A 25,698-nucleotide genomic window follows, 5' to 3' on the forward strand; every position below is an offset into this window, starting at 1 on the left:
AAAACTGCCTGCTCATAAAACTTTGGAACAAGTTGAAGTCGGCTGACCGAAGTTGCACCAAAACCATTATTTTTGCCCATCATAAACCAATTTGTGAACCACGTGTACTCATCACGCACTTTATTTATCGTAGTAGCCATATTAATTGGCGCTCTGACCCGTCTTCTTCCCCATCCGCCGAACTTTACCGTCATTGGCGCCATCGCTCTGTTTGGCGGTGCGTACCTCGGCAGCCGCTGGCTGGCCGTTGTGGTTCCGGTGCTCGCTGTTTTTCTCAGCGATCTTGTGCTTAACAACACTATTTATGCACAGGATGGTCAGTTTGTATGGATGTATGAAGGTGCATGGCTCGTATATTTTTCAACTGCACTTTGTACTTTGCTTGGCATGTTTATGCTTCGTAAAGTAAGCGTAAGCAATGTGTCTGTTTCTGCTATTGCAACCGCTCTGCTGTTCTTTGCAATTACCAATTTTGCAGTATGGGCTGGTTCTCCCATGTATCCGCAAACAATTGGCGGCCTTGCTGCCTGCTACGTGGCTGCGTTGCCTTTTCTGGGCTGGAGCATGCTTGGCAACCTGTTTTTTGCCGGTATTTTCTTTGGCGGCTTTGAACTCGCCGGCCGTCGGTTTCCGAAGCTGGCTGCGCGTAAGGCATAAGTAACTTTCGCTCATCTTTATCACGGCCTGTGCAATGTGCACAGGCTTTTTTTTCGATAATATGCCTTGAATTTGCCGTGAAACGGTTACGTGTACTCCGCTTTTTATTCGGAATGGATAAGCAAACGGAGCCTGCTGATTAGAGACAGCGTAAGGTTAAAACCTCATCAGCTGACTCCGTACAAATTCCCACTCCGGTGTAATCAGTAAATGACCAAAATCAAGCGGATACCACGGACTGTTTCCGGCTTCATCGGGATTTCGGAGTACCTGAATATTTTGTGCGGGCATGTAGCTTTGCAGCAGCAGAAACACTTTTTCGCCTTTTGCATTTACAGCCATATCGGCCACGATGCAGGCGTGTCCGGGTGAGCCGCCTTTGATAAATACATCGCCGATCTGCATCGAATCAGCTGAAACGGATTTCATTTCGCGGCTAAGCGAGAGCGTGCCTGCATACATAAACACGTCGTTGAGGTAGCGGCGAAAAGCGGTGTATTCGCCTACTGCGGCTTTGCTCCCGTTTTGCAGTCGTTTACCCGGTTTGCGGGTATCAATGCGTTCGCCTTTACACCAGGAAAGATAAGCGCAACGGTCGCCGCTGGTAAAGTTGAATGCGATTTCGCTGTAACGTTGTTGTGCAAAAAGGTATTCGGCGCGTAAACGCATCACCGCATCCGCACACTGCTGTAAATCGGCTTTACCGGGATCAACATTCACCACGGCCACATGCGCATTCTGATTTCGTTTGGGTTGTCCGTTGTGCAGCAACACCGGTGTGCCGTTGGGCAGCAGCGGCAAGTGCCGCAGCCAGACAGCAAAGGATCCGTCATTTGCTTTTACACGTTTATAGCCTTCGGGCACGGCAAAGCGTGTGCAGATTTCAGCCTTTGACGTATCGGCGCCGGGCCAGCAGTAGCGTTGGGCAGGATCATCAGGAAGCGAGTCGGGCACACCTGCATAGGTGTAAGATGCGGGTGTGGAACCTGCATCGGAGCAGGAAACGATGGAAGTACTCAGTACAGCTGAAAATAAAAGGGCAAAGCTGTTATTCATTTGTTTTCCTTTTATTTTAAGGTATTGCCCGGTTTATTTTCCGGGCTTAGCATTCTGCAACTGCTGAATGTAAGCGGCCGAAGTTTCGTAATTATACTGAGCCTCGCTGATTTGTACACCATCTTTAAAGTAATATACACCGCCCCAGCTGTACACTTTACGGGTGTACACCCAGGCTTTGTTTCCGGCCACCACAATACGTTTGGTGGTATTGGTACTTCCCTCCTTCTCTGTTTCTTCGGTGAGGCCCTGCGGATATTTTTTCACCAGTTCATTCATAAACTCCTCATTGTTTGTATTCTGAGGGGTATTATTTACAACCGGATCTGTTTTCGGGTTGAGGATTTTATCAATCTCAGCCAGTTTCTGTTTCGGATACAACTCAATGGGCTTTAGGGCAAGCGCCTCGTTGTAGGCTGCTTTTGCGGCGTTGTAGTCTTTGGCTGCAAAAGCACGGTCGGCTTTGGTAATTGCCGCATCATACTTTTTCTGCTTTTCGGCTTCAAACTTCTGATCGGCAAGTATGCGATCCACATCGGCAATGCGGTCTTTGGGCAACTGCTCGGCCGGTTTTAGCGAGGCAGCCTGCTGGTAGGAAACTTTTGCGGCGCTGTAATTTTTGAGCGCCATCAGGCTGTCGCCGGCCTGAATGGCGGCGTTGTATTTCTGTTCTTTCGCAATCACAGCTGCATCAGCCGCTGCAAGGCGGTCAAGCTCGGCAAGTTTTGTTTTCGGATAGGCTTCGGCCGGTTTAATGCTCAATGCTTCGGTATAAAGCTGGCGCGCACTGGTGTAGTTATTTGCCGTCATGGCAGCATCGGCTCGGGCAATTACGTCTTTGTATTTCTGATTCGTTTCGGCCAGACTCGAATCTTTTGCACTATTCTCGTCACAAAGTCTGATGCGGTCTTGCGGATACTGCTCTGAGGGTTTCAGCCCCAGTGCCTCGGTGTAGGCGGTTTTCGCGCCATTCCAGTCTTTGGCGGTAAATTTTGCATCGGCCTGTTTAATCAGATCGAGATACTTTTTATTCAGTGCTGCAGTTACTGATGCATCATTGAGCATGCGGTTAATTTCGGCCAGCTTGTCTTTCGGATACTGTTCGTCCGGCTTAAGCCCCGCAGCTTCGGTAAATGCGGCTTTGGCCGAGGTGAGATCCTGCGCGGCAAGCGCCTTATCGCCACGGGCAATGGCATCAGTATAACGCTTATCGGCATTGGCAGCTGCTTTCTGATCGGCCAGAATTTTGTCGATCTCCGCAATCTTCGTTTTCGGATACGCTTCGGCTGGCTTGAGTGTTTGCGCTGATACAAAGGCCACGCGTGCATTGGTGTAGTCGTTCAACCGGAATAAACTGTCGCCACGAGCAATCGCGTTTTTGTAATTCGCGTCAACATTTCGTGCCTTTTCAATTTCAGCCAGTTTCTTTGCAATCAGCGCAAGCTGATCTTTCGGGTATTTCTCGGCAGGCTTTAATCCGCTGGCCTCGTTATAGGCCGACTGAGCCGTTTCGTAATCATTCGCTTTAAAGGCCACATCGCCTTTATCAACCGCTTCCTTGTACTTTTTATTCAGTGCAGCAGCATCAAGTTCTTTGGCAATACTGGCATCACAAAGCGCCATGCGGTCTTTGGGGTATTGCAGTGCAGGTTTCACACCCGCCGCCTGCTCATAAAGTGAGCGTGCCCCGCTCCAGTCTTTTGCTGCAAACTTCGCATCCGCTTTGGTGATGAAATCGTTGTATTTACGTTCTACTTCATTCAGCGCAGCTGCATCGGCCAGCAGGCGGTCTATTTCGGCAATTTTATCTTTCGGATATTGCTCATCCGCTTTCAGGGCCGATGCTTCTGCAAAGGCGGTGCGGGCTCCGTTGTAGTTTTTTGCGTTAAACGCCGCATCGCCTTTGGCTATAGCGGCTTTGTATTTTGTATCCCGGTCAGCGGCGGCTTTGGCATCGCCAAGGCGTTTGTCGCACTCGGCCATGCGGTCTTTCGGATATTGCTCTGCGGGTTTGAGCGACGAAGCCTGCAAATAGGCCGCGCGTGCGCCGGTGTAGTCGCTGCCGTTAAATGCGGCATCCGCTTTGGCAAGTGCGTCTTTGTATTTCTGCTCAAGCGCAGCAGCCGAAGCGGCATCGTTTTCAATTTTAGCAATTGCAGCCAGCTGATCTTTCGGATACTTCTCGGCCGGTTTCAGGCCGCTGGCTTCGGCATAAGCCGCTTTTGCAGCTGCATAGTCGGTTACTTTAAACGCGGCATCCCCTTTGGTTATGGCTTCTTTGTATTTCGCATCACGTTCAGCGGCCGATTTTTCCTTCGTCAGGTTTTCCTCGCAGGCTTTTATGCGGTCTTTCGGATACTGTTCGTTGCTTTTCAGCCCCGAAGCCTGCTCGTAAAGCCCGCGTGCCGAAGCCCAGTCTTTGCTGCCGAAATTCTGATCGGCCTGCACAATAAGGTCGTTGTATTGTTTCGAAAGCGCATCAGCAGCGGCTTTATCGGCAAGCAATTTATCAATGGCGGCAATTTTGTCTTTCGGATACTGCTCGGCCGGTTTCAGTCCGCCCGCTTCTACAAACGAAGCGCGGGCCTGCTCGTAGCTTTTGCTGTTGAAAGCCGCATCACCTTTGGCTATTGCCGCTTTGTATTTTGTGTCAAGTTCGGCAGCCGATTTAGCGGAGTCGATATTTTTGTCGCACAGTGCAATCTGATCTTTCGGATATTGCTCGGCAGCTTTCAGCGTCAGTGCCTGCTGATAAAGTGCTTTGGCCGACGACCAGTCGCCGGCGGCAAAGCGCAGGTCAGCTTGTGAAATGAGGTCTTTGTATTTCTGTTGCGAAGCAAGTTCGGCGGCCGCATCAGCCGCATTTTTTTCGCAAAGGGCAATCTGATCTTTCGGATATTTTTCAAGCGGCTTCTGCCCTTGTGCCTGCAGGTAAATTGCTTTTGCATTGTTCCAGTCTTTCGCTGCAAACTTTGCATCGGCCTGGGCAATGAGGGCCTTGTATTGCTTATCGCGTTCGGCAGCGGCCAGTTCATCGGCCATAAACTGATCGCACTGGGCAATACGTTCGGCAGCAAACTGATCGCCGGGTTTCAGGGCAAGCGCCTGCTGATACACGCTTTTTGCAGCGGTGTAATCTTTCGCGCCGAATTTCAGATTGGCCTGCGTAATCAGTTCCTGATACTGCTTTTCTTTTGCCGCAGAGGCCGCTGCATCGGCAATGGCTTTATCGCATTTAACAATCTGGTCTTTGGGATACTGCTCGGTTTGTTTCAGCGAAACAGCCTGCTGATAAAGCGTTTTGGCCCCGCTCCAGTCTGATGCGCCGAATTTCTGGTCGGCCTGCGCCAGCAGGTCTTTGTACTTCTGATCGTTGGCAACAGCCATAGCGGCATCGGCCAAATTCTTATCGCAAAGATTGATGCGGTCTTTCGGATACTGCTCCACCGGTTTGAGCGAAGAAGCCTGCTGATACACACTTTTTGCGCCGCTCCAGTCTTTGGCCGCAAATTTCGCATCGGCCTGCGCAATCAGGTTTTTATATTCCTGCTCTTTTGCTGCCGCCGCAGCAGCACCAGCAAGCTTTTTATCGCACTCGGCAATCTGATCTTTCGGATATTGTTCGTTGGCTTTTATGGCCAGCGCCTGCTGGTAATTGGTTTTGGCCGTGGTAAAATCACCCGTACCAAATGCTTTATCGCCGCGCTGAATGGCTTCGTTATACAAACGTTCCTTCTCACGCGCCTGGCGGGCCAGTTCTTTCAGCTTTTCAAGTTCGGCTCTTATTTTCTCGGTATAAACCTTATCGTAGTCAAAATCATCCACATTGGGAGCCGGATTATAAATAATACGGGCAATGGGTTTATCGAGCACAGAGTAATCGAGACCGGGGAAAATCTTGAACAATTCAATTTCCACATCAAACTGCCCGAAGGGAAACCCGCTTCGTTCAAGCGGCACGTTCATGGTATTAATGGCAAAACGTTTGGTAATGTATCCGGCTTTGGTAACTGTAACCGTGTAATCGCCGTTGCCCGGAATACGGCATTTGAACTTACCGTTGCTCTGCGTGTTGGTGGTACTCACCACTGTGCTGCCTTTATATACCGACACCAGCGCCATATCCAGCGCCACATCTTTCTGCTTTTCTTCTGAAAACTCGGTTACACGTCCGCCAAACACAAACTCCCAGTTTTCCTGAGCAGTTAAATGTGTACACAGCAGTGTAAAAAATACAAGTAGTAAAAGACTCCGCACGGGGGGCAAAGAGAAACGGATAGACATGGTGTGAACCGGGTGATTTGGCTTTGGCTTACAAATATCGCCTAAAATCGGCAATGCAAGGCAAAAACGCTCGATGTTTTCTGTGATTTTAGGCCACATACGCAGCAAACAGGATTTTGTTTTGATTCGTGAAAAAAAACCGGGAGAATGTGAATAAATACCGTGATGCATGGGTACATTCGTGATGTGGAAACAGAAGCTACGCCAAACGCTTAAAAATCATGCCATGCACACACAGTTAAGTTATTGGGAATACGACCGCTGGTTGGGCCCGGCCGATGTGGTGGTGGCAGGCAGCGGCATTGTGGGCCTCAATGCCGCCATACGGCTTCGCGAACTTCATCCGCAATGGCGCGTAGTGGTGGCCGAACGTGGTGCACTTCCTTCGGGCGCCAGTACAAAAAACGCCGGTTTTGCCTGCTTTGGAAGCATTACCGAACTGGCCGATGATCTTACCCATACGCCCGAAGATGAACTCATGGCACTTGCCGAACGGCGCCTGCGCGGACTAAGCCTCCTGCGCAGCCGGCTGGGCGATACAGCCATAAATTACGAACCACTGGGCGGCTACGAAGTATTTGAAAGCAAAGCCGGTTTTGAGCAGTATGCCCCGTTTATTGAACGTTTCAACAACCTGTTCCGCAAAATCACCGGCCTGAAACACACCTACATAAATGCCGATGAGCAGATTGCCGGCTTCGGGCTGGGCGGCGTAAAACACCTCATCAAAAACGTGGCCGAAGGACAGATAAACACCGGCTGCATGATGGAAGCATTAATTGCCAAAGCGCAGGCGGCAGGCGTGCAAATTGTAACCGGCCTGCACATTACCCGTTTCACCGAAACCAGCCACGGCCTGCTGCTCCATACCGAAAACGGCTACGAAATACACACGCAGCAGCTGGTGGTATGCACCAACGGTTTTGCCAAACAGCTTTTGCCCGAACTCGAAGTAAATCCGGCCCGCGCACAGGTACTCATTACCGAACCCATCGAAAACCTGCGCATTAACGGCTCGTTTCACTATGACCGGGGCTACTACTATTTCCGCAACGTGGGCAACCGTGTGCTCTTTGGCGGTGGCCGCAACTTAGACTTTGCGGCCGAAACCACCACCGCCCACAGCCTCACACCCCTCATCCAAAACCGCCTCAACCAGCTGCTGCGCGATGTGATTTTACCCGGCACGCCGCACAAAGTAGCTATGCGCTGGGCGGGCACCATGGGCATTGGCAGTGTTAAAAAACCTGTTGTCAAACTCATTTCACCACGCGTAGCCTGCGCCGTGCGCATGGGCGGCATGGGTGTGGCGCTCGGCAGCCTCGTGGGCGATGAGGTGGCGGAAATGATTGTAAATGCGTAATTACCAATGCAAATACACAGCCGCATACTACAACCTGGCGACGAAAATCTGCTTTCGCAGTTAATTGATATTTATATACAAGTGTTTGAGCATGAAAAAGAAGCAAAACCATTACCCGGATACCTGAGCTCACTACTTCAAAAAAAAGATATGTTATTTATGGCAGCCATTCTCAATAATCAAACACTGGCGGGCGGTTTAACCTTTCATCTTTTATCTTCTGTTTATTCCGAAAAACCGGAAGTATATATTTATGATTTCGGAATTAATCCCAACTATCAGCGCATGGGAATTGGCACAAAATTATTGAATGATTTAAAAGAATATTGCATTGAAAAAAACTATGGAACCATTTTCGTTCAGGCCGAAGCGGTTGATGAACATGCACTGAATTTTTACCGGAAAAACAGAGGCGACGAAAACGCTGTGCGGCACTTTAGTTTTAAACTATCTTTTCAAAAAAAATAAAACTGATTGGAAGCGAAACTGAAGGTGCAATAAATAACCGCTTGGTTCCAGCCCTCACTCCAAGTCCTCCCGGCATACGGGCAATAATAGTTTTATCGCAGGTGCGGGCTTTCCGTTCGGTCTGGGCTATAAACTCAATACATACGGCATTTCAGCAATATCTAACCCAAATCAACTATTTTAATAATTGCATATAAAAATCACACTCCCGCAATTTCCTTTTTCACCCTTCCAAACTCCTCCACAATTTCCTTCACCACTTCAGCAGCCGGTTTTATTTCGCGCATCATGGCGCTCACCTGCCCTATTTCCAGTTCGCCTTCTTCCATATCGCCTTCAAACATGCCTTTTTTGGCGCGCGCGCGGCCCAGCAGTTCTTTCAACTCGTCGGGCGATGCGCCGCGGGCTTCGGCGGCTTCTACTTCCTTGCAGAATTTATTGCGGATCAGGCGCACGGGTACAAGCTGTTTGAGCGTGAGCAGTGTATCGCCTTCATTTGTGGTAATTACCGCCTGCTTAAAATTCTGATGCGCCGAAGATTCGGGGGTGGCTACGAAACGTGAACCAATTTGCACCGCATCAGCACCAAGCGCCATGGCGGCCAGCATTTGTCGGCCGGTAGCAATTCCTCCGGCGGCAATAACCGGTATGCTCACCGCCGCGCGTACCAGCGGAATTAGCACCATGGTGGTGGTTTCTTCGCGTCCGTTGTGTCCGCCGGCTTCAAAACCTTCGGCCACAATGGCATCCACACCGGCATCGGCGGCTTTCTGCGCAAATTTGGCGTTGGCCACCACGTGCACCACGGTTATACCATGCTGTTTCAGGTGGGCTGTCCATGTTTTCGGATTCCCGGCCGAGGTGAATACAATCTTTACCCCTTCTTCAATAATAATCTGAATATGTTTATCAATATCAGGGTAAAGCAGTGGTACGTTTACGCCAAAAGGTTTGGATGTGGCCGCCTTGCATTTCCGTATTTGTTCGCGCAGCACATCGGGATACATGGAGCCTGAGCCAAGCAGGCCCAGTCCGCCCGCATTACTCACTGCCGAAGCCAGTTCCCAGCCGCTGCACCAGATCATACCGGCCTGAATGAGCGGGTATTCGATACCAAAAAGTGAAGTAATGCGATTTGCCATAACCTTTTTGTTTGAAACGGCGTAAAAATACGATTAGCAGCGTTACCGTATGCCACACTGCATCCGAACTCCTGCTAATTTCGTACTTTTACCCACTGTTACAGCTCTAAGAAACTGATATTCATGCGTAAACTCATCCTTCTGGCGGCAGTGCTTGCGGCTCCCCTGCTTTCGCGGGCACAGTACTACTGGGAATATGGCGGCGGTGTTGGCGCAGCTAACCTGCTGGGCGAAATGGGCGGCGATGAACTTACCCGCCGTGATTTTGTGGCCGATATGAAGCTGAATCAGACGCGGCAGGCCGCAAACGGCTTTGTGCGCTACAAACTCACGCCTATCTTCTCCATTAAAGGCGGTATCAATTACATGACCGTGCGCGGTGCCGATAGTCTTTCAAGCAACATAGGCCGCAATACCCGCAACCTCAACTTCCGGAACCACATGTTTGAGGCTTACGGCGAATTTCAGTGGTTTTTCTTCGAAATCAACGACCTGGGCCGCACATACCGTTATAAAGATAATTTCCGCGCCTACATTGGTGCCGGTATCGGTGCGCTTTACCACAATCCGCAAGCCTATTATCAGGGCGACTGGGTTAACCTCAGGCCGCTTACCACCGAGGGAAGACGCTACACCGCAGTAACCATGACGCTGCCTGTTTCCGGCGGGTTTTACTTTACCATCAACAAACACTACCGCATTGGCTGGAACCTGACCTGGCGCACCACATTCAGCGATTACCTTGATGATGTGAGCGATAAATATGTGGATCCGTCACTGCTGCCCAGTCCGCTGGCAGTATCGCTGGCAAACCGGGCCATTGTAAATGATGCAGATCCTGCGGCATTTTACAGCCATGCACCGGGCCAGAAACGCGGCGACCCCACACACCGCGACGCCTTGCTTTGTTCGAATGTAGAGTTCAGCTATGTGTATCGCGGCAAAAGCTCAATTTACAAATCAAAATACAGCAGTATTTTCAAAGGGCAGAAGTACAAAAAGCGTAAAGTGCGCGCCAAGTTCTGATGCAGACCTGACCATAAAAAGAGCGGTGAACAAAACGATCACCGCTCTTTTTTATTTACTTAAGAATTGTTTGAGTTTGGAAAGCGGCTTGCGGATGAGTGTTAATAAGCCGGGCTTTACACCGTTTACATCCCACGCACGGCGATCTTCGCGGTTGGCTTTGATGCGGTTGCGAAGGCTGGCATTACTGACCCCGCCGGTACGCATAAGCACAAGCACTTCGGGCAGGTAGCTCACGCTTACTTTATGCACATGCAGCATGCGCAGCATAAGTTCATAATCGGCAGCGGTGCGGAAAGCGGTGTTGAAATTGCCGTGTCTTTCATAACAGCTGCGGCGCAGGAAAAAAGAAGGATGCGGAGGCATCCAGCCTTTGTGGAAAAGCCCCGGCGAATAACGCCCCGATTTCCAGCGGCGGATTACCCGGTTCAGATCGTTGCGGTCCACATAATTCAGATCGCCATATACGCTATCGGCGCCGCTACGGGCAAACTCGGCCGCCACATGGGTAAGTACATCGTGGTGGGCAAATACATCATCAGCGTGCAGAAAAGCGATAATATCGCCGGTAGCCAGCGAGAGCCCTTTGTTGAGCGCAAAATAAATACCGCCATCACGGCCCGATTCGATACGGGTAATGCGGTGTTTGTAGTGTTCTACAATGGAAAGCGTTGAATCGGTTGAAGCGCCGTCGATAATGATGTATTCAATATCGGAATAGGTTTGCGAGGTAACCGAGCGCAGCGTGTCGGCTATGGTTCCGGAGCTGTTGTAACAGGCTGTTATGACAGAAATTTTCATAACGGCCTGTTTTGATTTTCTGCATTTGTCACCACCCGCTCACGCACTTTCTGCGCCGGATTGCCCTGATAGATGCTGTATGCTTCGAGTGTGGATGTGGCTACCGAACCCACGGTGAGCAAGGCATGCGAACGGCATTTTACGCCCGGACAAACCACGGCTTTGGCTCCTATCCACACACCATCTTCAAGATGAATTTCGCCGGTGATCAAATCGAATGTGGATTTTTTGTAATTGTGATTTCCGGTGAGCAGCATTGCACCCTGCGAAAGACAGCAATTATCGCCAAGCGAAACCGGCACAAGATTATCAATCCACACATGTTCACCAATCCAGCAATGCGCACCCGCTTTCAGCAACCACGGCGATTTGATATTTACCGATGGTTTAATGACCAAACCCGGCCCGATGCGCGCTCCAAACAGTTTCAGCAAAAAAACTTTAATCCCGTTTACCGGAAAACGCGACTGAAAAAACGAGGCGCTTACCAAATGCCAGATGCCTCGTTTGATAAACGATGCGCCGGGATTGTATTCGGGATTGCTGAACGTGGAAAGGTCGGTGCGTCCGGGTGACATACTCCGTAAAGGTAATTAATAAGCGGTGATTGGAAATTGCCCCGGCAGCTGATTTCTGCAGACTTGCTATATTTACTGCATGCCGCGACCCGATCACCTGATATTTTTGCATGTTCAGAAAACAGCCGGCACCACACTGCACAACGTAATAAGGCGACATTACAGGCGTTCGGAAATGCTTACGTTTTATAATGTGCCGATGGCGCTGAAGTTTACGCAACTCCCGCAGGAAAAACGTAATCAATACAAAGTATTAAAAGGGCATCAGCCTTTTGGCCTTCATGCTTTTTTCAGTAAGGGAACTACAGAATACATTACGCTGCTGCGCGAGCCGGTGGACAGGGTGATTTCGCATTATTACCATTTTGGGAGTGACGAAGAGCATCCGTTTCATACCGAGTTTCACCGCGAAAAATACAGTATGATTCAATTGCTTGAAAGCGGTAAAATACCTAACCTGAACAACTGCATGGTACGCCTGTATTCAGGCGAGTATGACAGGGCGTATGATGCCTGCGATGAAGGTATGCTTGAAAAAGCATTGAAAAATCTTGAATCAATGGCGCTGGTGGGCTTACAGCATGAGTTTGATATTTTTCTGTTGCAGGCGGCCTTACGCTACCACTGGTCTTTTCCGTATTACAGCAAGCGCCGTGTTTCAAAAACACGCATACAAACCCAAACGCTTGATGCAGCCACACGCCAATGCATTACGCACTACAATAAGCTCGACATTGCGCTTTACCGTATTATGAAACCGCGTATTGAAGCCATGCAGGCGGGCCTGGGGAATGAATTTTACCAACAGCTTGAGCGATTTAAACGCCGTAATGCGGTGGCCGGGAAATTTCTGAATATCTATAACAACCTGAGCCGGGCAAAATGAGCAGCGAAAATTACAACCGCAACGTGCTTCGGGCTGAGGGTTTAATTCCACCACCCGGCCTGCGCTTACGGCTTACGGCCGAACAACGTATGCTGCCTTCGTTTTTTATTATTGGTGTGCAGAAAGGCGGCACATCGGCCATGAGCGAATACCTCAGTGCGCACCCGCAATTGGTAAGGCCGCAACGCAAAGACATTTACTTCTTTAACAATGCGGAGAATTACGCAAAAGGCATGCGCTGGTACCGCGCGCATTTTGCGCATCCGTTTTACAGCCTGCTGAAACAATGGCGCACCGGTACAAAAGTGAAAACCACTTTTGATGCCACGCCAAACTACTTTGCGGCACCGGGTGCAGCAGAAAGGCTGCATACATTTTTTCCGGATGCAAAACTTGTACTGCTGCTGCGCAACCCGGTACAGCGCGCCTGGAGCAACTGGCGTATGAACCGCCGCCACGGCTTCGAACCGCTGGGCTTTGAAGAAGCATTGCAGGCCGAACACGCCCGCATAGCCGCCGAAGACCGGTATGCTGTCGATCATGGCACGCACTCTTACGTGCGGCAGCGCATGGGTTACCGCACCAATGGCGTGTACGTAAACTTTATGCGCGAATGGCTGCAATACTTCCCGGCGGGCCGCTTTTTCATTTGCACCACCGAAGAAATGGAAGCTGATACAGCCCGCGTGTATCAGGCACTTACCGACTTTCTCGAACTCGATCGTTTTAACGGTGTGCAATTCATTCGCCACAACGAAGGCGGCGAACGCGATAAAATGCCGCAGCAGGTGTACGAAGAACTCAGCCGTTTTTTTGCCCCGCACAACCGCGAGCTGGAACAACTGCTTGGCCGCAAAATGAACTGGGAGGAATAACACCATGCTGAACCGCATTTTCCCGCCACCCGCCGCCACTTCAAACGACCGCTTTACCGCGGGCACGTTTCTGCTTGTGCTGGCGCAGGTGGCTGTGCTGTTTGGCATTATCGGGTACTGGGAAATTGAGCGGCAGAGCGGCCTTACACTGGTGCTTCCCTGGGCGGCGGCCGGTTTTGTGCTGCATGCCTTGATGCCGTTGCGCTTTCGTGCTGCATTTTTTGTGCTGCTCACAGTGGCCGCATTAATCTGGCTGGCCGGACCACTGAGCGGTATGCTGGTAGCCGCAGCTATTCTTGTGCTGCTCGGCATTGGTCATTTGCCGCTGGGCTGGGGCATTCGTGTAGCGTTGCAGCTTGGTGCAGGTGCGGTTATGACGGCGCTGCACATGCAGCTTGTGTATGCACCGCGACTGAACATTGCCGCCGGTATTGCCGGTTTATTTGTCATGTTCAGGCTCATACTTTATATGTATGAACTGAAGCACGAGCAGAAAAAAGCCGGCGTGTGGGAACGGCTTTCGTACTTTTTCATGCTGCCCAACCTTTGCTTCCCGCTTTTCCCGATTATCGACTACAAAACCTGGCTGCGCTGCCGCTATGCCGAACCCTTGCCCGAAATCTGGCGCAGCGGTATTCGCAAAATACTGCGCGGCTGCGTACACCTGATCATCTACCGTATCATTTACACACATCTTGTACCCTCGCCCGCCACACTGCACGGGCCGCTTGAACTGGCCGCTTACATTGCCACGGCTTACCTGCTGGTACTACGCATGAGCGGTGTGTTTTACATTGCGCTGGGCATGCTGCATTTGTTTGGCTACAGCCTGCCGCCGGTGTTTGATAATTTCTTTCTCATTTCGGGCTTCGGGCAAATCTGGCGCAGGATAAATATTTACTGGAAGGATTTTGTGACCAAACTGGTGTATTATCCGCTCTGGTTCAGGCTGCGGAAAGTGAACGGAATTAATGCGGTGTTTGTAACCGGCATCATTACCTTTTTTGTGACCTGGCAGCTGCACTCGTGGCAATGGTTCTGGGTGCTGGGGCGGTTTCCGTTTTCGCTTATGGATGCTATTTACTGGCTCACGCTGGGTGTGGTAATTACGTGGAGTCTGGTAAAAGCTGCGCAGCCGCAGACCGAAAGCCGCGAAGCCGGCTGGACACTGCGCGGGGCGCTGATCAAGGTGCTGCGCATAGCAGGAATATTTCTGTTTATGAGTGTGCTTTGGTCGTTCTGGAACAGCAAAAGTGTATCAGGCTGGCTGTATCTGATGACACATGCGTTGAACGGTACTGCGGCCGATTATCTGTTGCTGGCGGGTTGCGTGGCGGGTTTGCTTGCGTTGGGTGTACTTGCGCATTATGTGGTTTACCGCACCGGGTTTGACAATAACAAACCCATGCGTGTAGGCTATACGGCATTAGCGGTGTGTGTGGCGGGGGGGATATTGCTTGTTCCGTTGCACAATTCAGTACAAACTATGCTCCCGCCGGCGGTAAAACAGTTTATTGCCACGCTGCAGCACACCCAGCTAAACCGCTACGACCGCGAAAATGCCGAGCAGGGTTACTATGAACAATTGCTCGAAGATCCCACGCGCAGCAATCCGTTTCAGCGCCGCATTTTTGTGAAAGGCAAACCCGGCAGCGATAAAATTACCCAGCCCGACAACAGCATTCTGCAACGTAAGCTGCGCCCAAATTCAAAGCTGGCACAGGATGGTTACACCATCAGCATAAACCGCTGGGGCATGCGCGATAAAGATTATCCGCTCGAAAAACCTGCCGGTACTTTCCGCATTGCCCTGCTGGGCGGCTCTTATGAAATGGGCACAGGCGTGAGCGACGGGCAGAACTACGAAAGCCTGCTCGAAGAAATGCTGAATAACAAAGACAGCACAATTAAAGCCTCCCAACACATCGAAATTCTCAATTTTGCCGTGCCCGGTTATCACGCCCTGCAACATGCCTGGCAAGCCAAACACGAAATCTGGCGCTTCCAGCCCGATATGGTGATCTACGTGGCACACTCCGAAGACCCGCGCCGCCTCAATGGCTTTTTTGCCTCGCTCGTAAGCAACGGCGTGCCGCTTCAATACCAGTTTCTGGAGGAGATAAAAGACAAAAGCGGTGCCGCCCAAACACAAAGCCGCGACGAAATACGCAACCGCATGCTGCCTTACAACGATACGCTGCTGGGATGGGCTTATTCCGAAATGGCCATGCAATGCATCTTCCACAATACACCCATTGTCTGGCTCTACCTTCCTGCCACCGCCGATGAAGTAAACATTGCCGAACGAAACCGTATGCAGCAACAAGCCCAAAACCTCGGCTTCATTACCGTTGTGCTCCAAAATCCCTACGGCAACACGCCCCGCGAAGCCCTGCAGATCGGCAACGGCGATACGCACCCCAATGCCAAAGGCCACCAGCTTATTGCCCGGGCTGTTTATGCGAAAATTAGCGGGAATAACATTCCGGGTATTCCGCTTTATTCTACTTCAGGGCAATTTGTACCAGCCCCAGGCAATCAATACCTATCTAAATGATAATCAATAAATAAGAAGCAAAATAATAATCGCCATTTTTTGTATTATCTTTGTTCTTTCGTCAAAGACACACGATCAATAAACTATGAGTCCCGATCCTCTCCCTGCTTCGGCAGAGAATTTTCAGATTTTACTTCAGGTTGTTCATTCTACTGAAATTTCCACACCACAGGTTCTGCTTATTATTCTGCTTATTCTGCTCAACGCTTTTTTTGTAGCAGCCGAGTTTGCCATTGTAAAAGTCCGCTCTTCGCAGGTTGATTTAAAAATCAATCAGGGCAGCGCCCGTGCCCGGATTACGCGCAATATTCTCGACAATATGGATGCCTACCTCTCGGCTTCGCAGCTGGGCATTACGGTAGCCAGTCTGGTTTTAGGCTGGGTGGGCGAACCCGTGTTTACAGCGTTAATGCTCAAACTGCTGGATGTAATGCACATCCATCTCGACCATGCCATTGTACAGAAAATAGCCATTGTGGCGGGCATTGCGCTTATTACCATTTTGCACATGGTGCTTGGCGAGCAGGTACCCAAAACCTTTGGCATCCGCCACCCGCTCGAAACCTCGCTCCTGCTCTCCTATCCGCTGCGCCTGTTTTACGTGGTGTTCCGCCCGTTTATCTGGCTTATCAACGGCATTACACGTATCACACTGCGCCTGTTTGGCCTGCGCGCTTCGGGTGAGCATGATGATGTACACTCGGAAGAAGAGCTGCGCATGCTGCTTACCGAAAGCGAAGAAGGCGGCGCCATCAAACAATCGGAACACGAACTGATTCAGAACGTGTTTGAGTTCGACGACCGCGTGGTACGCAGTATTCTGGTGCCGCGTACCAAAATGGCCGCCATTGACCTCGACAGCACACCGCAGGAAATACTCGATCAGGTAATTGAAGACGGCTACTCACGCCTGCCTGTGTACCGCGATTCACTCGACAATATTTCAGGCATTCTTTACACCAAAGACCTGCTGCGGCTGGTGAAAAATGGCACCCTTACCCGCGAAGCCATTGAAAGTGTAATCCGCCCCGCCCACTTCATTCCGCAAACAAAACAGGTAAACGCCCTGCTGCGCGAGTTTCAAACCCTCCATATCCAAATTGCCATCGTAACCAACGAGTTTGGCGGCATTGCCGGTATGGTTACCATGGAAGATATTATTGAAGAACTGGTAGGCGAAATTCAGGATGAATACGATGAGGAAAAGCCTCCGGTAGAGAAAAAATCAGACACCGAATTTATAGTAAGCGCAATGGTTACGCTTTCAGACGTAAACGAAGTGCTGCCCGTGGCGCTGCCCGAAAGTCCGCATTACGAAAGCGTTTCGGGGTTACTTAATTATATTTTCGGACGTATTCCGGCTGTTAACGAAATCAAGGAATTTGGCGGTTACCGTTTTACCGTACTTAAGCGTTTCCGGCACAGTGTGGAAAGTGTGAAAATGGAAGTGCTTGACCCGGGTTATAATCCGGATGATGAAAACGAATAACGTTCTGCCTGAATTTGCGCTGACCGCGTAATTAATTTCTATTTTTTCTAATAAAAATAAAGCATCTGTTAAAAACACTGTTCACGTGTTTTCAATCTTGCGTATTTATAACGCAGGGGAAAAGTGAAGGATATTGGGAAAGCCTGAAATTACGGCTGTTTACTCGCGGGTTTTCACCTTTTCCGGAGCCGGGCCGGTTTCGTAAATGAAGAAGAAAATGAGCCCCGTTACAAAACCACCAATGGCCTGCTCAATAACCTGCCAGATTACATCGAAAAGCATATACTGAAAATCAGCGCCGTAGCTGGCAGTAACACCAATTACAATGGCCATCATATACACCATCAAACCTGTTACTGCTCCTGCAATAGGCCCGCGCACAAGCGGATGAAAACTTATTTTATCAAGCAGGCGGATGTGATACAGGCGGGTAAGCAGAAAGGCCATGAACAAATACACACAGGCGGCCGCAATGAGAAAAATTCCTTTGGGATAGTTGATACGGGCATAATCGTTAAGCACCACCCCGTGCCAGAGGTAGGAACAGCCAAACATGACTACCGCCGAGGTAATCCAGGCTATCATAAAGCGCTTCCCGTAAATTTGCATTTGTTCGTTCAGAGAGGTGTGCAAATATACGTGTGTATGCTGGTTTTAGTTTCAGTTTTCGCTGAATGGGTAAGAAGAACCGATAGTTGGTAATTAACCCATTTTGATTTTATGTATTTTCGTAAAAACAAACCACTGACCCTGTGAGAAATCTTCTCCTGATTTGCATACTGTCTCTTGCCCTTTCCTCCTGCCGCCGTGGCGATCCGAGCTGGGAAACCGGAATAGGCGTTCCTGTGGCGCATGGTTCATTTGGTATTGAGCAGCTCATCGCCGACAGCCTTACTTCAACCGGCGCTGATGGTACGGTTTATGTCGATTATACATTTTCTCTCAATAATATTGGATTAGATACCCTGCTTGAAATTCCAGATACCACCTTGCGTTATATTTATCCTGCAGTATCATCGGGGTCGTTCCCGCCGGGAGCCACAATCTGGGGGCAGAATACCACCACCCGCTATCAGCTTGGAGCCATACAACTTATGAGCTGCGAAATGCGCGAAGGAACCATGCGGGTTGCAGTAAAAAACGACATTACCCAACCTCTTGACCTTCAAATTACACTGCCCTGTGCCACAAGTAACAGCCAGATACTCGACACCATACTTATTGTACCTGCGGCTTACAGTTCAACCGCAGCTTACCGTGATACGTTTGAAATAAGCCTGGCCGGTTATTCCGTTGATATGCGCGGGCCTCAGTTTAATCAGGTAAATACCATTACCATTCAATACACAATTAAAGTTTCTACAACCGCCACCGGGCAAGCCATCACTACAGCCTGGGCCGATAGCGTGGGTATGAACATGACATTTACCGGCATTAAACCGGAGCTTGTACGCGGGTACTTTGGTAATCAAACACTTCAGGCCGGCCCTGAGGAAACGGCCACCGGCATTTTCGACCTTATTACTGCGGGTTCATTCGGGCTCGACTCCCTGAAAATGGAACTCGAGCTCGAAAATTATGTGGGAATGGATGCGCGCATGCGGATTAACAGCCTCTGGACGCGTAATGCGCAAACCGGCCAAACGGTTATGATGGCGGCACCGGTAATCGGGCAAACCTACAACTTCAACCGGGCCACTTACAGTTATGGCAATCCGCCCTCGGTGCCTTCGCGGTTTACCATGCTGCTCGACAACAGTAACTCCAACCTGCGCGCGATGATTGAGAATCAGCCCGATTTTCTGGGCTACAACATCAGTGTAGAAACCAATCCGCTGGGTAACGTTTCAGGCAGTAACGATTTCTTTTACACCGATTGGGGCCTGAACGCCAAAATGCATGTGCTGATGCCGCTTTCGTTTCATGCCTCGCAGCTTACGCTGGCCGATACGCTTGCTGTGGATATGACAGCGGTTGAAAATCCGGAAGCCATTGGCGGCGGCACGGTTACGGTATATGCACAAAACAGTTTTCCGTTTCACGCCGCCATTCAGCTTTACCTGCTTGATGCGGCTGGCAATATTACGGATGTGCTTGTGGCGCAGCCCAACGTAATTGCTCAGGCTCCGCTGGTAAGCAGCAACAGCAGCCTTGTTTCGGCCGGCAGCACACCCGGCATCCTGCACATACCGCTCACTGCCGACCAAAGCCGGCGTTTGCTGTCCAGTAACCGTGTGTATGCCAAAGTGGTATTTGATACCGGCTCGGCGCCAAACTATGTGCGCATACGTACTACCGATAAACTCGACCTGCGTATTACTGCAGATTTCAATTACACGTTCGGCAACTGATTTTTATGCAATTTGCATCTCCTACATACTGGCGTAATACCGCTGCTGCATTAGTCTTGCTGTTTACGCTGGCGGCCAATGCACAGGAACCGTTTTACAACGCCGGCCTGCCCCGCCTCGGCTTTGAACGCGATTACATGTGCGTGTTTGCAGGTTACTCGGCCGGCTCTACCATGATCACCAATTCGTTTATGAACCGTTTATACAAAGGCGGCTTCATTAACAACGACCTGAAAAACGAGGCACTCGAACGGCAAAACCCCTACAATCACCTTGGCGCAGCCGCCGAAGCCGGTTACGCTTGGCACTGGCGCACCGGCTGGGGCAAAAAACGCACCGATACGATTATTGAAATATTACTATACATCCCAAACAAAACACCCCGCCGTTACCAGCAGCACAATGTAACCTACCGCGAACGCTTTCTGCTCAATGCCGGCTTCAGTACAGATGCTTTCCGAATGCTGTTTGAAGGTAACCGCCCGTTTTACGGCGACACCATTGACCTGAACAAAACCCGCTTTACCAGTTTACGTTTTCAGGAACTGCACTACGGCATTGATTTTTACAACAACCGCTGGCCGGTGAGTTTTGGCGTGGGCGTTTCGGTGCTGAACGGACAAAACTTTTCGCGCGCTTACCTCAAAGACGGTTTTATTTATACCGAGCCGCTGCTGAATTTCATCGACGTACGCGCCAATGCACAGTGGCAGCAAAGCGACACGGCTCAAACCGGCTGGGGCGTAACCAACGGACTGGGCGCCAGTGTTTCCCTTGCACTCAATTATCAGTTTCAGGATGTGTTTAAAGTAGAAACACAACTCCGCGATTTGGGAGCGATACGCTGGAACAACAATACGCTCAATTACATGCGCGATTCGTTAATTCACTTTACCGGCATTGATATTTCAAACGCCATTATTGATCCCGAATCAGTTGACGGGCTGCCTGAGATAGACTCGATTACCGGTACTGCGCGTAAAGCCGCGTTAACTACATGGCTTCCCGCCGCCTATTTCGTTCGCGTATCTTCGGTAATTAAAGACTATCACGCCTTGCAATGGGGCTGGACCATTCAGGGCTGGACAGCTACGGGCTGGTACAGCGATAAGCCTTCGGCGCAACATACATTCTGGGGCGCGTATCAGATGGGTTCACGTGTGCGTGCGCAGGCTGGCGTGGCGTTTGGCGGGTTTGCCCGTTTTCAGACTCCGGCCGAACTGGCGCTTTCCTTTAAACACGTTCACCTTCAGGCCGGCACACCGAATCTGCTTGCATGGCTTATGCCGGGGCACACAACCGGACAGGGGCTCTGGCTTTCACTGGGTTATCAATTTGGTAATAATTAATGAGGATGAAGTATATAGCTGTATTCATTTTTTTTATTGCTGCAACGTGTCTGCACGCGCAAACTCCGTACAAGTTTCAACGTAACTACGGAGGGCTCGGCTATGAGTATGGTTACGGAATTGTGCAAACGTATGATGACGGTTATGTAATAGCAGGCTCAACCAGCAGCTTTGGTACAACCGACGGGTGGCTGGTAAAAACAGACAGCATTGGCATGATGATCTGGAACAAGCGGTATGATTTTTCGCAAATTGATGTGCTTCGAAGTATGGTACTCCTGCCCGATTCGGGCTTTGCACTTGCCGGTTATACCAATTCCACACCCGGTGGCGATTATCAGGGCCTGCTTATCCGCACCGATAAAAACGGCGATACACTCTGGACTCGAAAAACGGGTACCGCCGATTGGGATTTCTTTTACGGTGTAACCCATACCTGGGATGGAAATTTTGTATGCGTGGGAGGAACCTACGGCGCCGGAAATGGCGACGAAGACATTTACCTTGTGAAGTACGCAGCAAACGGCGATACGATCTGGACAAAAACAATTGGCGGCACACGTATGGATGAAGGCCGTTCCATTATAGAAACAAGCGACTCGCTCTTTGCCATTGTTGCCAATACCGAAAGCATGGGCGATACACTTGGCGACGGCTGGCTGCTCAGGCTCAATCAGAATGGTGATACACTGTGGACTCACCTGAACGGGTATCCAAATTCGCCCGATTTTCTTTATGACTTATGCGATTTTGAGCTGCTCGGCCGGATTTTTATTTGCGGACAATATACGAATGGTGGTCCCGATGAATTTATTCGTTCTCAAAATTATTCAGGAACTATAAATTTTACTGAAACACCTTTTCCCACCACAGGCATTCAGCGCTTTAATGCTATTACAGTAAATCCTTATTCCAATTATTTTGCCGCTATCGGTTTTACCTCTACAATGGGGCATGGCAATGGTGATGCACGTTTTTATACAGATATTCCGGGAGCAGGATATACTACATTCGGACAGGGATTGCCTGTACAATACTGGGGAGAAGATGAAGCTTTTGACATAGTAGGCACACGCGACAAAGGCTTTGCCGCCTGCGGTTTTATGACTCCTTTCGGGCCGCTTTTTCCCGATCTTTTCCTCATTAAGATAGACTCAACGGGCTATTCCACGCAGGTGCTCGGTATTTTTGATTCGCAACAACCGGTTACTCAGATGCAGGTATTTGCCTATCCGAATCCGGCCAATCAACACACTTCAATTCGTATAAACTCAGAAAGCATCATTACCGAACAACCACAACTGTTGTTATTTGATGCAGCAGGCCGCAACGTAACGAATGAGATTCGTTTGCGTTGGAGTGAAACCGGCTTACGCAGTATGGATGCGGAGCTCGATGTATCACAACTTCAGGCAGGAATCTATTACTATTCGCTGATTACCTCTGATTCTGCTACCCGATCAGGACGGATTGTGATTACCAATTAACGTATGGCTTACTCGCCAATGTGGTAAAGGGTGAGTCCGGCAATGGGTGTTTCGGTTACTGTTCCGAGCGAAATTCCTTGTTCTTCGGCCACGCGGCGCAGCAGATTGCTGTAATAAAATCCTACCGAGCCGGTTACATGCAACGGAAGTTGTGTGGCATTTTCATAGCGCAGAATATGGTGTTTGAAAAATGCGCGGAAGCTGCTGACCACAATTTCTGCACACTGCGCATGGTCGATATTCTGATACACAAACTTGCTGAAACCTGCCAGAAACCGGTTGGGCAGCGGCTGCCGATAGACCTGATGCAGTATATCGCCAACGCTTAGCGGATAGCGTTTCAGAAAACGTTCGCGCAGGGAGGCTTCCATTTCATCATACATAAACAAACGGACAAGGGCCATACCAATATGGCAGCCGCTGCCTTCATCGCCAAGCATGTAGCCTAATGCCGGACGATTATCGGTGATGGTTGTGCCGTTGTAAAGGCATGAATTGGAGCCGGTGCCCAGAATAGCTGCCATACCGGGCGTATGCAGGCAAAGTGCGCGGGCCGCGCCAAGCATATCGCCGTTTACATGTACTTCGGCGGCTGGGAAAAGTTGCAGCAGGGCATCGCGCACCACTGCCGCTTTTTCCTCTGCACCGCAGCCCGCCCCGTAAAAGTGAATGAAATCGGGCTGATGCGCGCCGGTTTCGGGCAGCAGGTACTTGCGCAAACTATCGCCAATGCGCGCCGCATCCATGTGGTAAGGGTTGTAGCCTTCGGTCTGAAACTGCTGCAATACGCGGTTTCCCTGCGTAAGACGCCAGTCGGTTTTGGTGGAGCCGCTGTCGGCAATGAGTTGTATCACACTACGAATTTAGGAGTTCTCGTGATGATTGGTGCGATGCTACAATACTCCGGTGGCTGAGTCCCCGCAATTTCTGCGGGGGATCGAAGCCACCGTATCTCAAATGCCATCCGGTGGCTGAGTCCCCGCAATTTCTGCGGGGGATCGAAGCCACCGTATCTCAAATAACTCCGGTGGATGAGTCCCCGCAATTTCTGCGGGAGATCGAAGCCACCGTATCTCAAATGCCATCCGGTGGCTGATTCCCCGCAATTTCTGCGGGGGATCGAAGCCACCGAACTCAAATGCCATCCGGTGGCTGAGTCCCCGCAATTTCTGCGGGGGATCGAAGCCACCGTATCTCAAATGCTGACGCAGCACAATGCCTCAGCTTTCGCGAAACAAATATTTATCGGCTACAAAAGTGCCAAACGGCAGCAGCGAAGCCAGAAAGCCAAGCAAAAGTTTTACAAAACCCCACCCGCGCGAAACGCCGGTTTGCAGCAGCAGTATGCAATAGAGAATAAATAAACCGCCGTGCAGCATGCCTACAATGTAATTGGGCTTAGGCATATCGTAGCCGTATTTCAGCCACATGGTAATGCCGAGTGCGAGAAACGAACAGCCTTCGAGAAAAGCCACAATGCGCAGGCGGCCGAGATCGGTTTTAAGCAGTGATGCAATCATAACTGCAAAAATAGCATTTGCCTTGCGCGTGGCTGTTCAATTCGGGTTAAACTGCAATTACACTGTGGCCATTTCCTCGCCGGCCTGCTGCCGCCACAAGGCCGCGTAAAGTCCCTCGCGGTGAATAAGCTGCTGGTGATTGCCCGTTTCTACCACCTGCCCGCGTTCAAGCACGTAAATACGGTCGGCATGCATAATGGTGGAAAGACGATGCGCTACAAGCACGCTTATTTGCTGCTGCGCGGCTGATACGTGGCGGATGGTTTCGCTGATTTCTTCCTCCGTAAGCGAATCAAGCGCCGAGGTGGCTTCGTCGAATACGAGGATTGACGGATTGCGCAGCAGCGCGCGGGCAATGGCTATGCGCTGCCGTTCGCCGCCGGATACTTTTATGCCGCCTTCGCCAATAATGGTGTCGAGGCCTTTCTCGCTCCGCGCCAGAATAGGCATGCACGCGGCTTTCTTCAGCACATCCATCAGCTGCTCCTCACTCGCATCAGGCTTCACAAACAATAAATTCTCGCGCAGCGTTCCCGAAAACAATTGCGTGTCCTGCGACACAAGCCCGATCTGACGGCGCAAGTCTTCGGGCGCGAGCTCATCATAGTTCACCTCGTTATATACAATCGCTCCTTGCTGCGGACGATAAAGTCCGGTAAGCAGTTTGATGATGGTGGTTTTTCCGCTGCCCGATGGGCCAACAAACGCAATGGTTTCGCCTTTATTCACTTCAAAACTTACACCGTTAACGGCAGCGCGTCCGGCTGTTTTATGCGTAAACTCAACCGCATTAAATCGAATCGATGAAACTGTGCCCAGCTTTTTGGGTGTGGCCGGACGCGGTTCTTTGTCGGCTTTCAGCAAGGCGTTGAAATTCTCAAACGAAACCTGCGTTTCGCGCCAGATGTTGATGAACGAACCGATTTCCTGCAGCGGATTGAAGATATAGAACGAGTAAAGGAAAAGCGCGAAGAAATGTCCCGTCTGCAACTGCCCTTTCCACACCAGCCAAAGCATAATGCCCGCCAGCACGGTGCGCACAAGATTAATGATAGTGCCCTGAATAAAACTCAGTGTGCGCACTTTCTTCACTTTCTCCAGCTCAAGGCGGAGAATGCGGTTGGTAATGCTGTTGAGGCGGCGTTCTTCCTGACTGGTGAGGCCGAGCCCTTTTATGAGTTCAATGTTGCGCAGCGACTCGGTGGTGGAACCGGCCAGTGCGGTGGTTTCCTTTACAATGGTTTTCTGAATGGTTTTGATGCGGCGGCTCAGCACAAAACTCACACCGCCAATTACAGGCAGCGCGGCCAGATACACGGGCACAATAATCGGACTTTGCTGCCAGGCGTAAAGCGATACAAACACAATGCCCACCAACGCCGAAAACACAATGCTGATGAACGATTGTACAAAACGTTCGGTATCGGTGCGTACTTTTTGCAGGATGCCAAGTGTTTCGCCGCTGCGCCGGTCTTCGAAATCCTGATACGGCAGCTCCATGGTTTGTTTAATGCCGTCGGTATAAATAGCTGCGCCTATTTTCTGCACAATTACATTAATCAGGTAATCCTGAATATTCTTTGCAATGCGCGAAATCATGGCCACACCCACCACGCCAAGCAGCAGCCACATAAGGCTTTTCAGAAACACATCGTCAGAAATAGCAGGCCGCAGTGTAATAAATTCATTGATAATTTTGCCGTAGAGGTGCGGATCGAGAAAGGAAAATAAAATGCTGATGGCCGAAAGCAGCAGTGCAATGCTGGTAAACAGCCAGTGTTTTTTGAAATAAGAATACAGTGTTTTCAT

20 protein-coding genes are annotated in these 25,698 nt (G+C 50.3%); 12 read left to right on the forward strand and 8 right to left on the reverse strand.

Translation table 11 applies throughout. The features are described 5' to 3' along the window. Nucleotides 1-102 precede the first annotated feature (102 nt). Complete coding sequence (locus IM638_15850; protein MCA6364512.1) at nt 103-657, forward strand: hypothetical protein; 555 nt, start codon at nt 103-105, stop codon at nt 655-657. A 156-nt stretch (nt 658-813) separates the two neighbouring features. Here the strand turns inward: IM638_15850 and IM638_15855 are convergent, their stop codons facing one another. Next, nucleotides 814-1,713, reverse strand: a complete 900-nt coding sequence (locus tag IM638_15855; protein MCA6364513.1) for a DUF4846 domain-containing protein — start codon at nt 1,711-1,713, stop codon at nt 814-816. 1,922 nt (nt 1,714-3,635) lie between these two features. On the opposite strand from IM638_15855, the gene IM638_15860 reads away from it, so the two are divergent. The 3 genes from IM638_15860 (at nt 3,636) to IM638_15870 (ending at nt 7,828) form a co-directional block, all read left to right on the forward strand. After that, nucleotides 3,636-3,728 carry a hypothetical protein gene (locus IM638_15860; protein ID MCA6364514.1) on the forward strand — a complete coding sequence of 31 codons (93 nt, stop codon included), beginning with the start codon at nt 3,636-3,638 and terminating at the stop codon, nt 3,726-3,728. 2,495 nt (nt 3,729-6,223) lie between these two features. Continuing rightward, nucleotides 6,224-7,360, forward strand: a complete 1,137-nt coding sequence (locus tag IM638_15865; protein ID MCA6364515.1) for an FAD-binding oxidoreductase — start codon at nt 6,224-6,226, stop codon at nt 7,358-7,360. A gap of 81 nt (nt 7,361-7,441) precedes the next feature. Next, complete coding sequence (locus tag IM638_15870; GenBank protein ID MCA6364516.1) at nt 7,442-7,828, forward strand: GNAT family N-acetyltransferase; 387 nt, start codon at nt 7,442-7,444, stop codon at nt 7,826-7,828. A 200-nt stretch (nt 7,829-8,028) separates the two neighbouring features. Here the strand turns inward: IM638_15870 and IM638_15875 are convergent, their stop codons facing one another. Further along, the gene (locus tag IM638_15875) at nt 8,029-8,970 is read right to left on the reverse strand and encodes a nitronate monooxygenase (GenBank protein MCA6364517.1); all 942 of its coding nucleotides are present in this window, start codon (nt 8,968-8,970) and stop codon (nt 8,029-8,031) included. A 123-nt stretch (nt 8,971-9,093) separates the two neighbouring features. Here IM638_15875 and IM638_15880 point away from each other — a divergent pair, with 123 nt between their 5' ends. Beyond that, the gene (locus tag IM638_15880; protein MCA6364518.1) at nt 9,094-9,996 is read left to right on the forward strand and encodes an outer membrane beta-barrel protein; all 903 of its coding nucleotides are present in this window, start codon (nt 9,094-9,096) and stop codon (nt 9,994-9,996) included. 51 nt (nt 9,997-10,047) lie between these two features. Here IM638_15880 and IM638_15885 read toward each other — a convergent pair whose 3' ends face one another. Beyond that, the gene (locus tag IM638_15885; GenBank protein ID MCA6364519.1) at nt 10,048-10,797 is read right to left on the reverse strand and encodes a glycosyltransferase; all 750 of its coding nucleotides are present in this window, start codon (nt 10,795-10,797) and stop codon (nt 10,048-10,050) included. Further along, nucleotides 10,794-11,375, reverse strand: a complete 582-nt coding sequence (wcaF, locus tag IM638_15890; GenBank protein MCA6364520.1) for a colanic acid biosynthesis acetyltransferase WcaF — start codon at nt 11,373-11,375, stop codon at nt 10,794-10,796. Before wcaF ends, IM638_15885 begins: the two co-directional genes overlap by 4 nt. Nucleotides 11,376-11,454: 79 nt before the next feature. On the opposite strand from wcaF, the gene IM638_15895 reads away from it, so the two are divergent. The 4 genes from IM638_15895 to IM638_15910 all read left to right on the forward strand — a co-directional run bounded on the left by IM638_15895 (nt 11,455) and on the right by IM638_15910 (nt 17,182). Then, nucleotides 11,455-12,261: a sulfotransferase family 2 domain-containing protein gene (locus IM638_15895; protein ID MCA6364521.1), complete on the forward strand. Its 807-nt coding sequence runs from the start codon at nt 11,455-11,457 to the stop codon at nt 12,259-12,261. Continuing rightward, a complete protein-coding gene (locus IM638_15900) occupies nt 12,258-13,136 on the forward strand; it encodes a sulfotransferase (GenBank protein MCA6364522.1) in 879 nt (292 codons plus the stop codon). Before IM638_15895 ends, IM638_15900 begins: the two co-directional genes overlap by 4 nt. Before the next feature lie 4 nt (nt 13,137-13,140). Beyond that, nucleotides 13,141-15,693, forward strand: coding sequence for an SGNH/GDSL hydrolase family protein (locus IM638_15905; protein ID MCA6364523.1), 2,553 nt, complete (start codon nt 13,141-13,143; stop codon nt 15,691-15,693). Nucleotides 15,694-15,778: 85 nt separating this feature from the next. Next, a complete protein-coding gene (locus IM638_15910; protein MCA6364524.1) occupies nt 15,779-17,182 on the forward strand; it encodes an HlyC/CorC family transporter in 1,404 nt (467 codons plus the stop codon). A gap of 159 nt (nt 17,183-17,341) precedes the next feature. Here the strand turns inward: IM638_15910 and IM638_15915 are convergent, their stop codons facing one another. Then, entirely contained in the window at nt 17,342-17,767 is a 426-nt protein-coding gene (locus tag IM638_15915; protein ID MCA6364525.1) for a hypothetical protein, read from the reverse strand. Nucleotides 17,768-17,934: 167 nt separating this feature from the next. Between IM638_15915 and IM638_15920 the strand changes: the two genes are divergently transcribed. From IM638_15920 to IM638_15930, 3 genes are read left to right on the forward strand one after another with little or no spacing between them, the layout of a single operon-like run. Beyond that, nucleotides 17,935-19,533 carry a hypothetical protein gene (locus IM638_15920; protein ID MCA6364526.1) on the forward strand — a complete coding sequence of 533 codons (1,599 nt, stop codon included), beginning with the start codon at nt 17,935-17,937 and terminating at the stop codon, nt 19,531-19,533. 5 nt (nt 19,534-19,538) lie between these two features. Continuing rightward, nucleotides 19,539-20,882, forward strand: coding sequence for a hypothetical protein (locus tag IM638_15925; GenBank protein ID MCA6364527.1), 1,344 nt, complete (start codon nt 19,539-19,541; stop codon nt 20,880-20,882). Nucleotides 20,883-20,887: 5 nt separating this feature from the next. Then, a complete protein-coding gene (locus tag IM638_15930; GenBank protein MCA6364528.1) occupies nt 20,888-22,369 on the forward strand; it encodes a T9SS type A sorting domain-containing protein in 1,482 nt (493 codons plus the stop codon). Between the two features lie 8 nt (nt 22,370-22,377). Here the strand turns inward: IM638_15930 and IM638_15935 are convergent, their stop codons facing one another. The 3 genes from IM638_15935 to IM638_15945 all read right to left on the reverse strand — a co-directional run bounded on the left by IM638_15935 (nt 22,378) and on the right by IM638_15945 (nt 25,698). Beyond that, nucleotides 22,378-23,223, reverse strand: coding sequence for an N-acetylglucosamine kinase (locus tag IM638_15935; GenBank protein MCA6364529.1), 846 nt, complete (start codon nt 23,221-23,223; stop codon nt 22,378-22,380). Nucleotides 23,224-23,589: 366 nt separating this feature from the next. Then, entirely contained in the window at nt 23,590-23,886 is a 297-nt protein-coding gene (locus IM638_15940) for a DUF3817 domain-containing protein (protein MCA6364530.1), read from the reverse strand. Nucleotides 23,887-23,946: 60 nt separating this feature from the next. After that, entirely contained in the window at nt 23,947-25,698 is a 1,752-nt protein-coding gene (locus IM638_15945; GenBank protein MCA6364531.1) for an ABC transporter ATP-binding protein, read from the reverse strand.

This window comes from Bacteroidota bacterium, from assembly GCA_020402865.1.
Taxonomy (GTDB): Bacteria; Bacteroidota; Bacteroidia; order Palsa-965; family Palsa-965.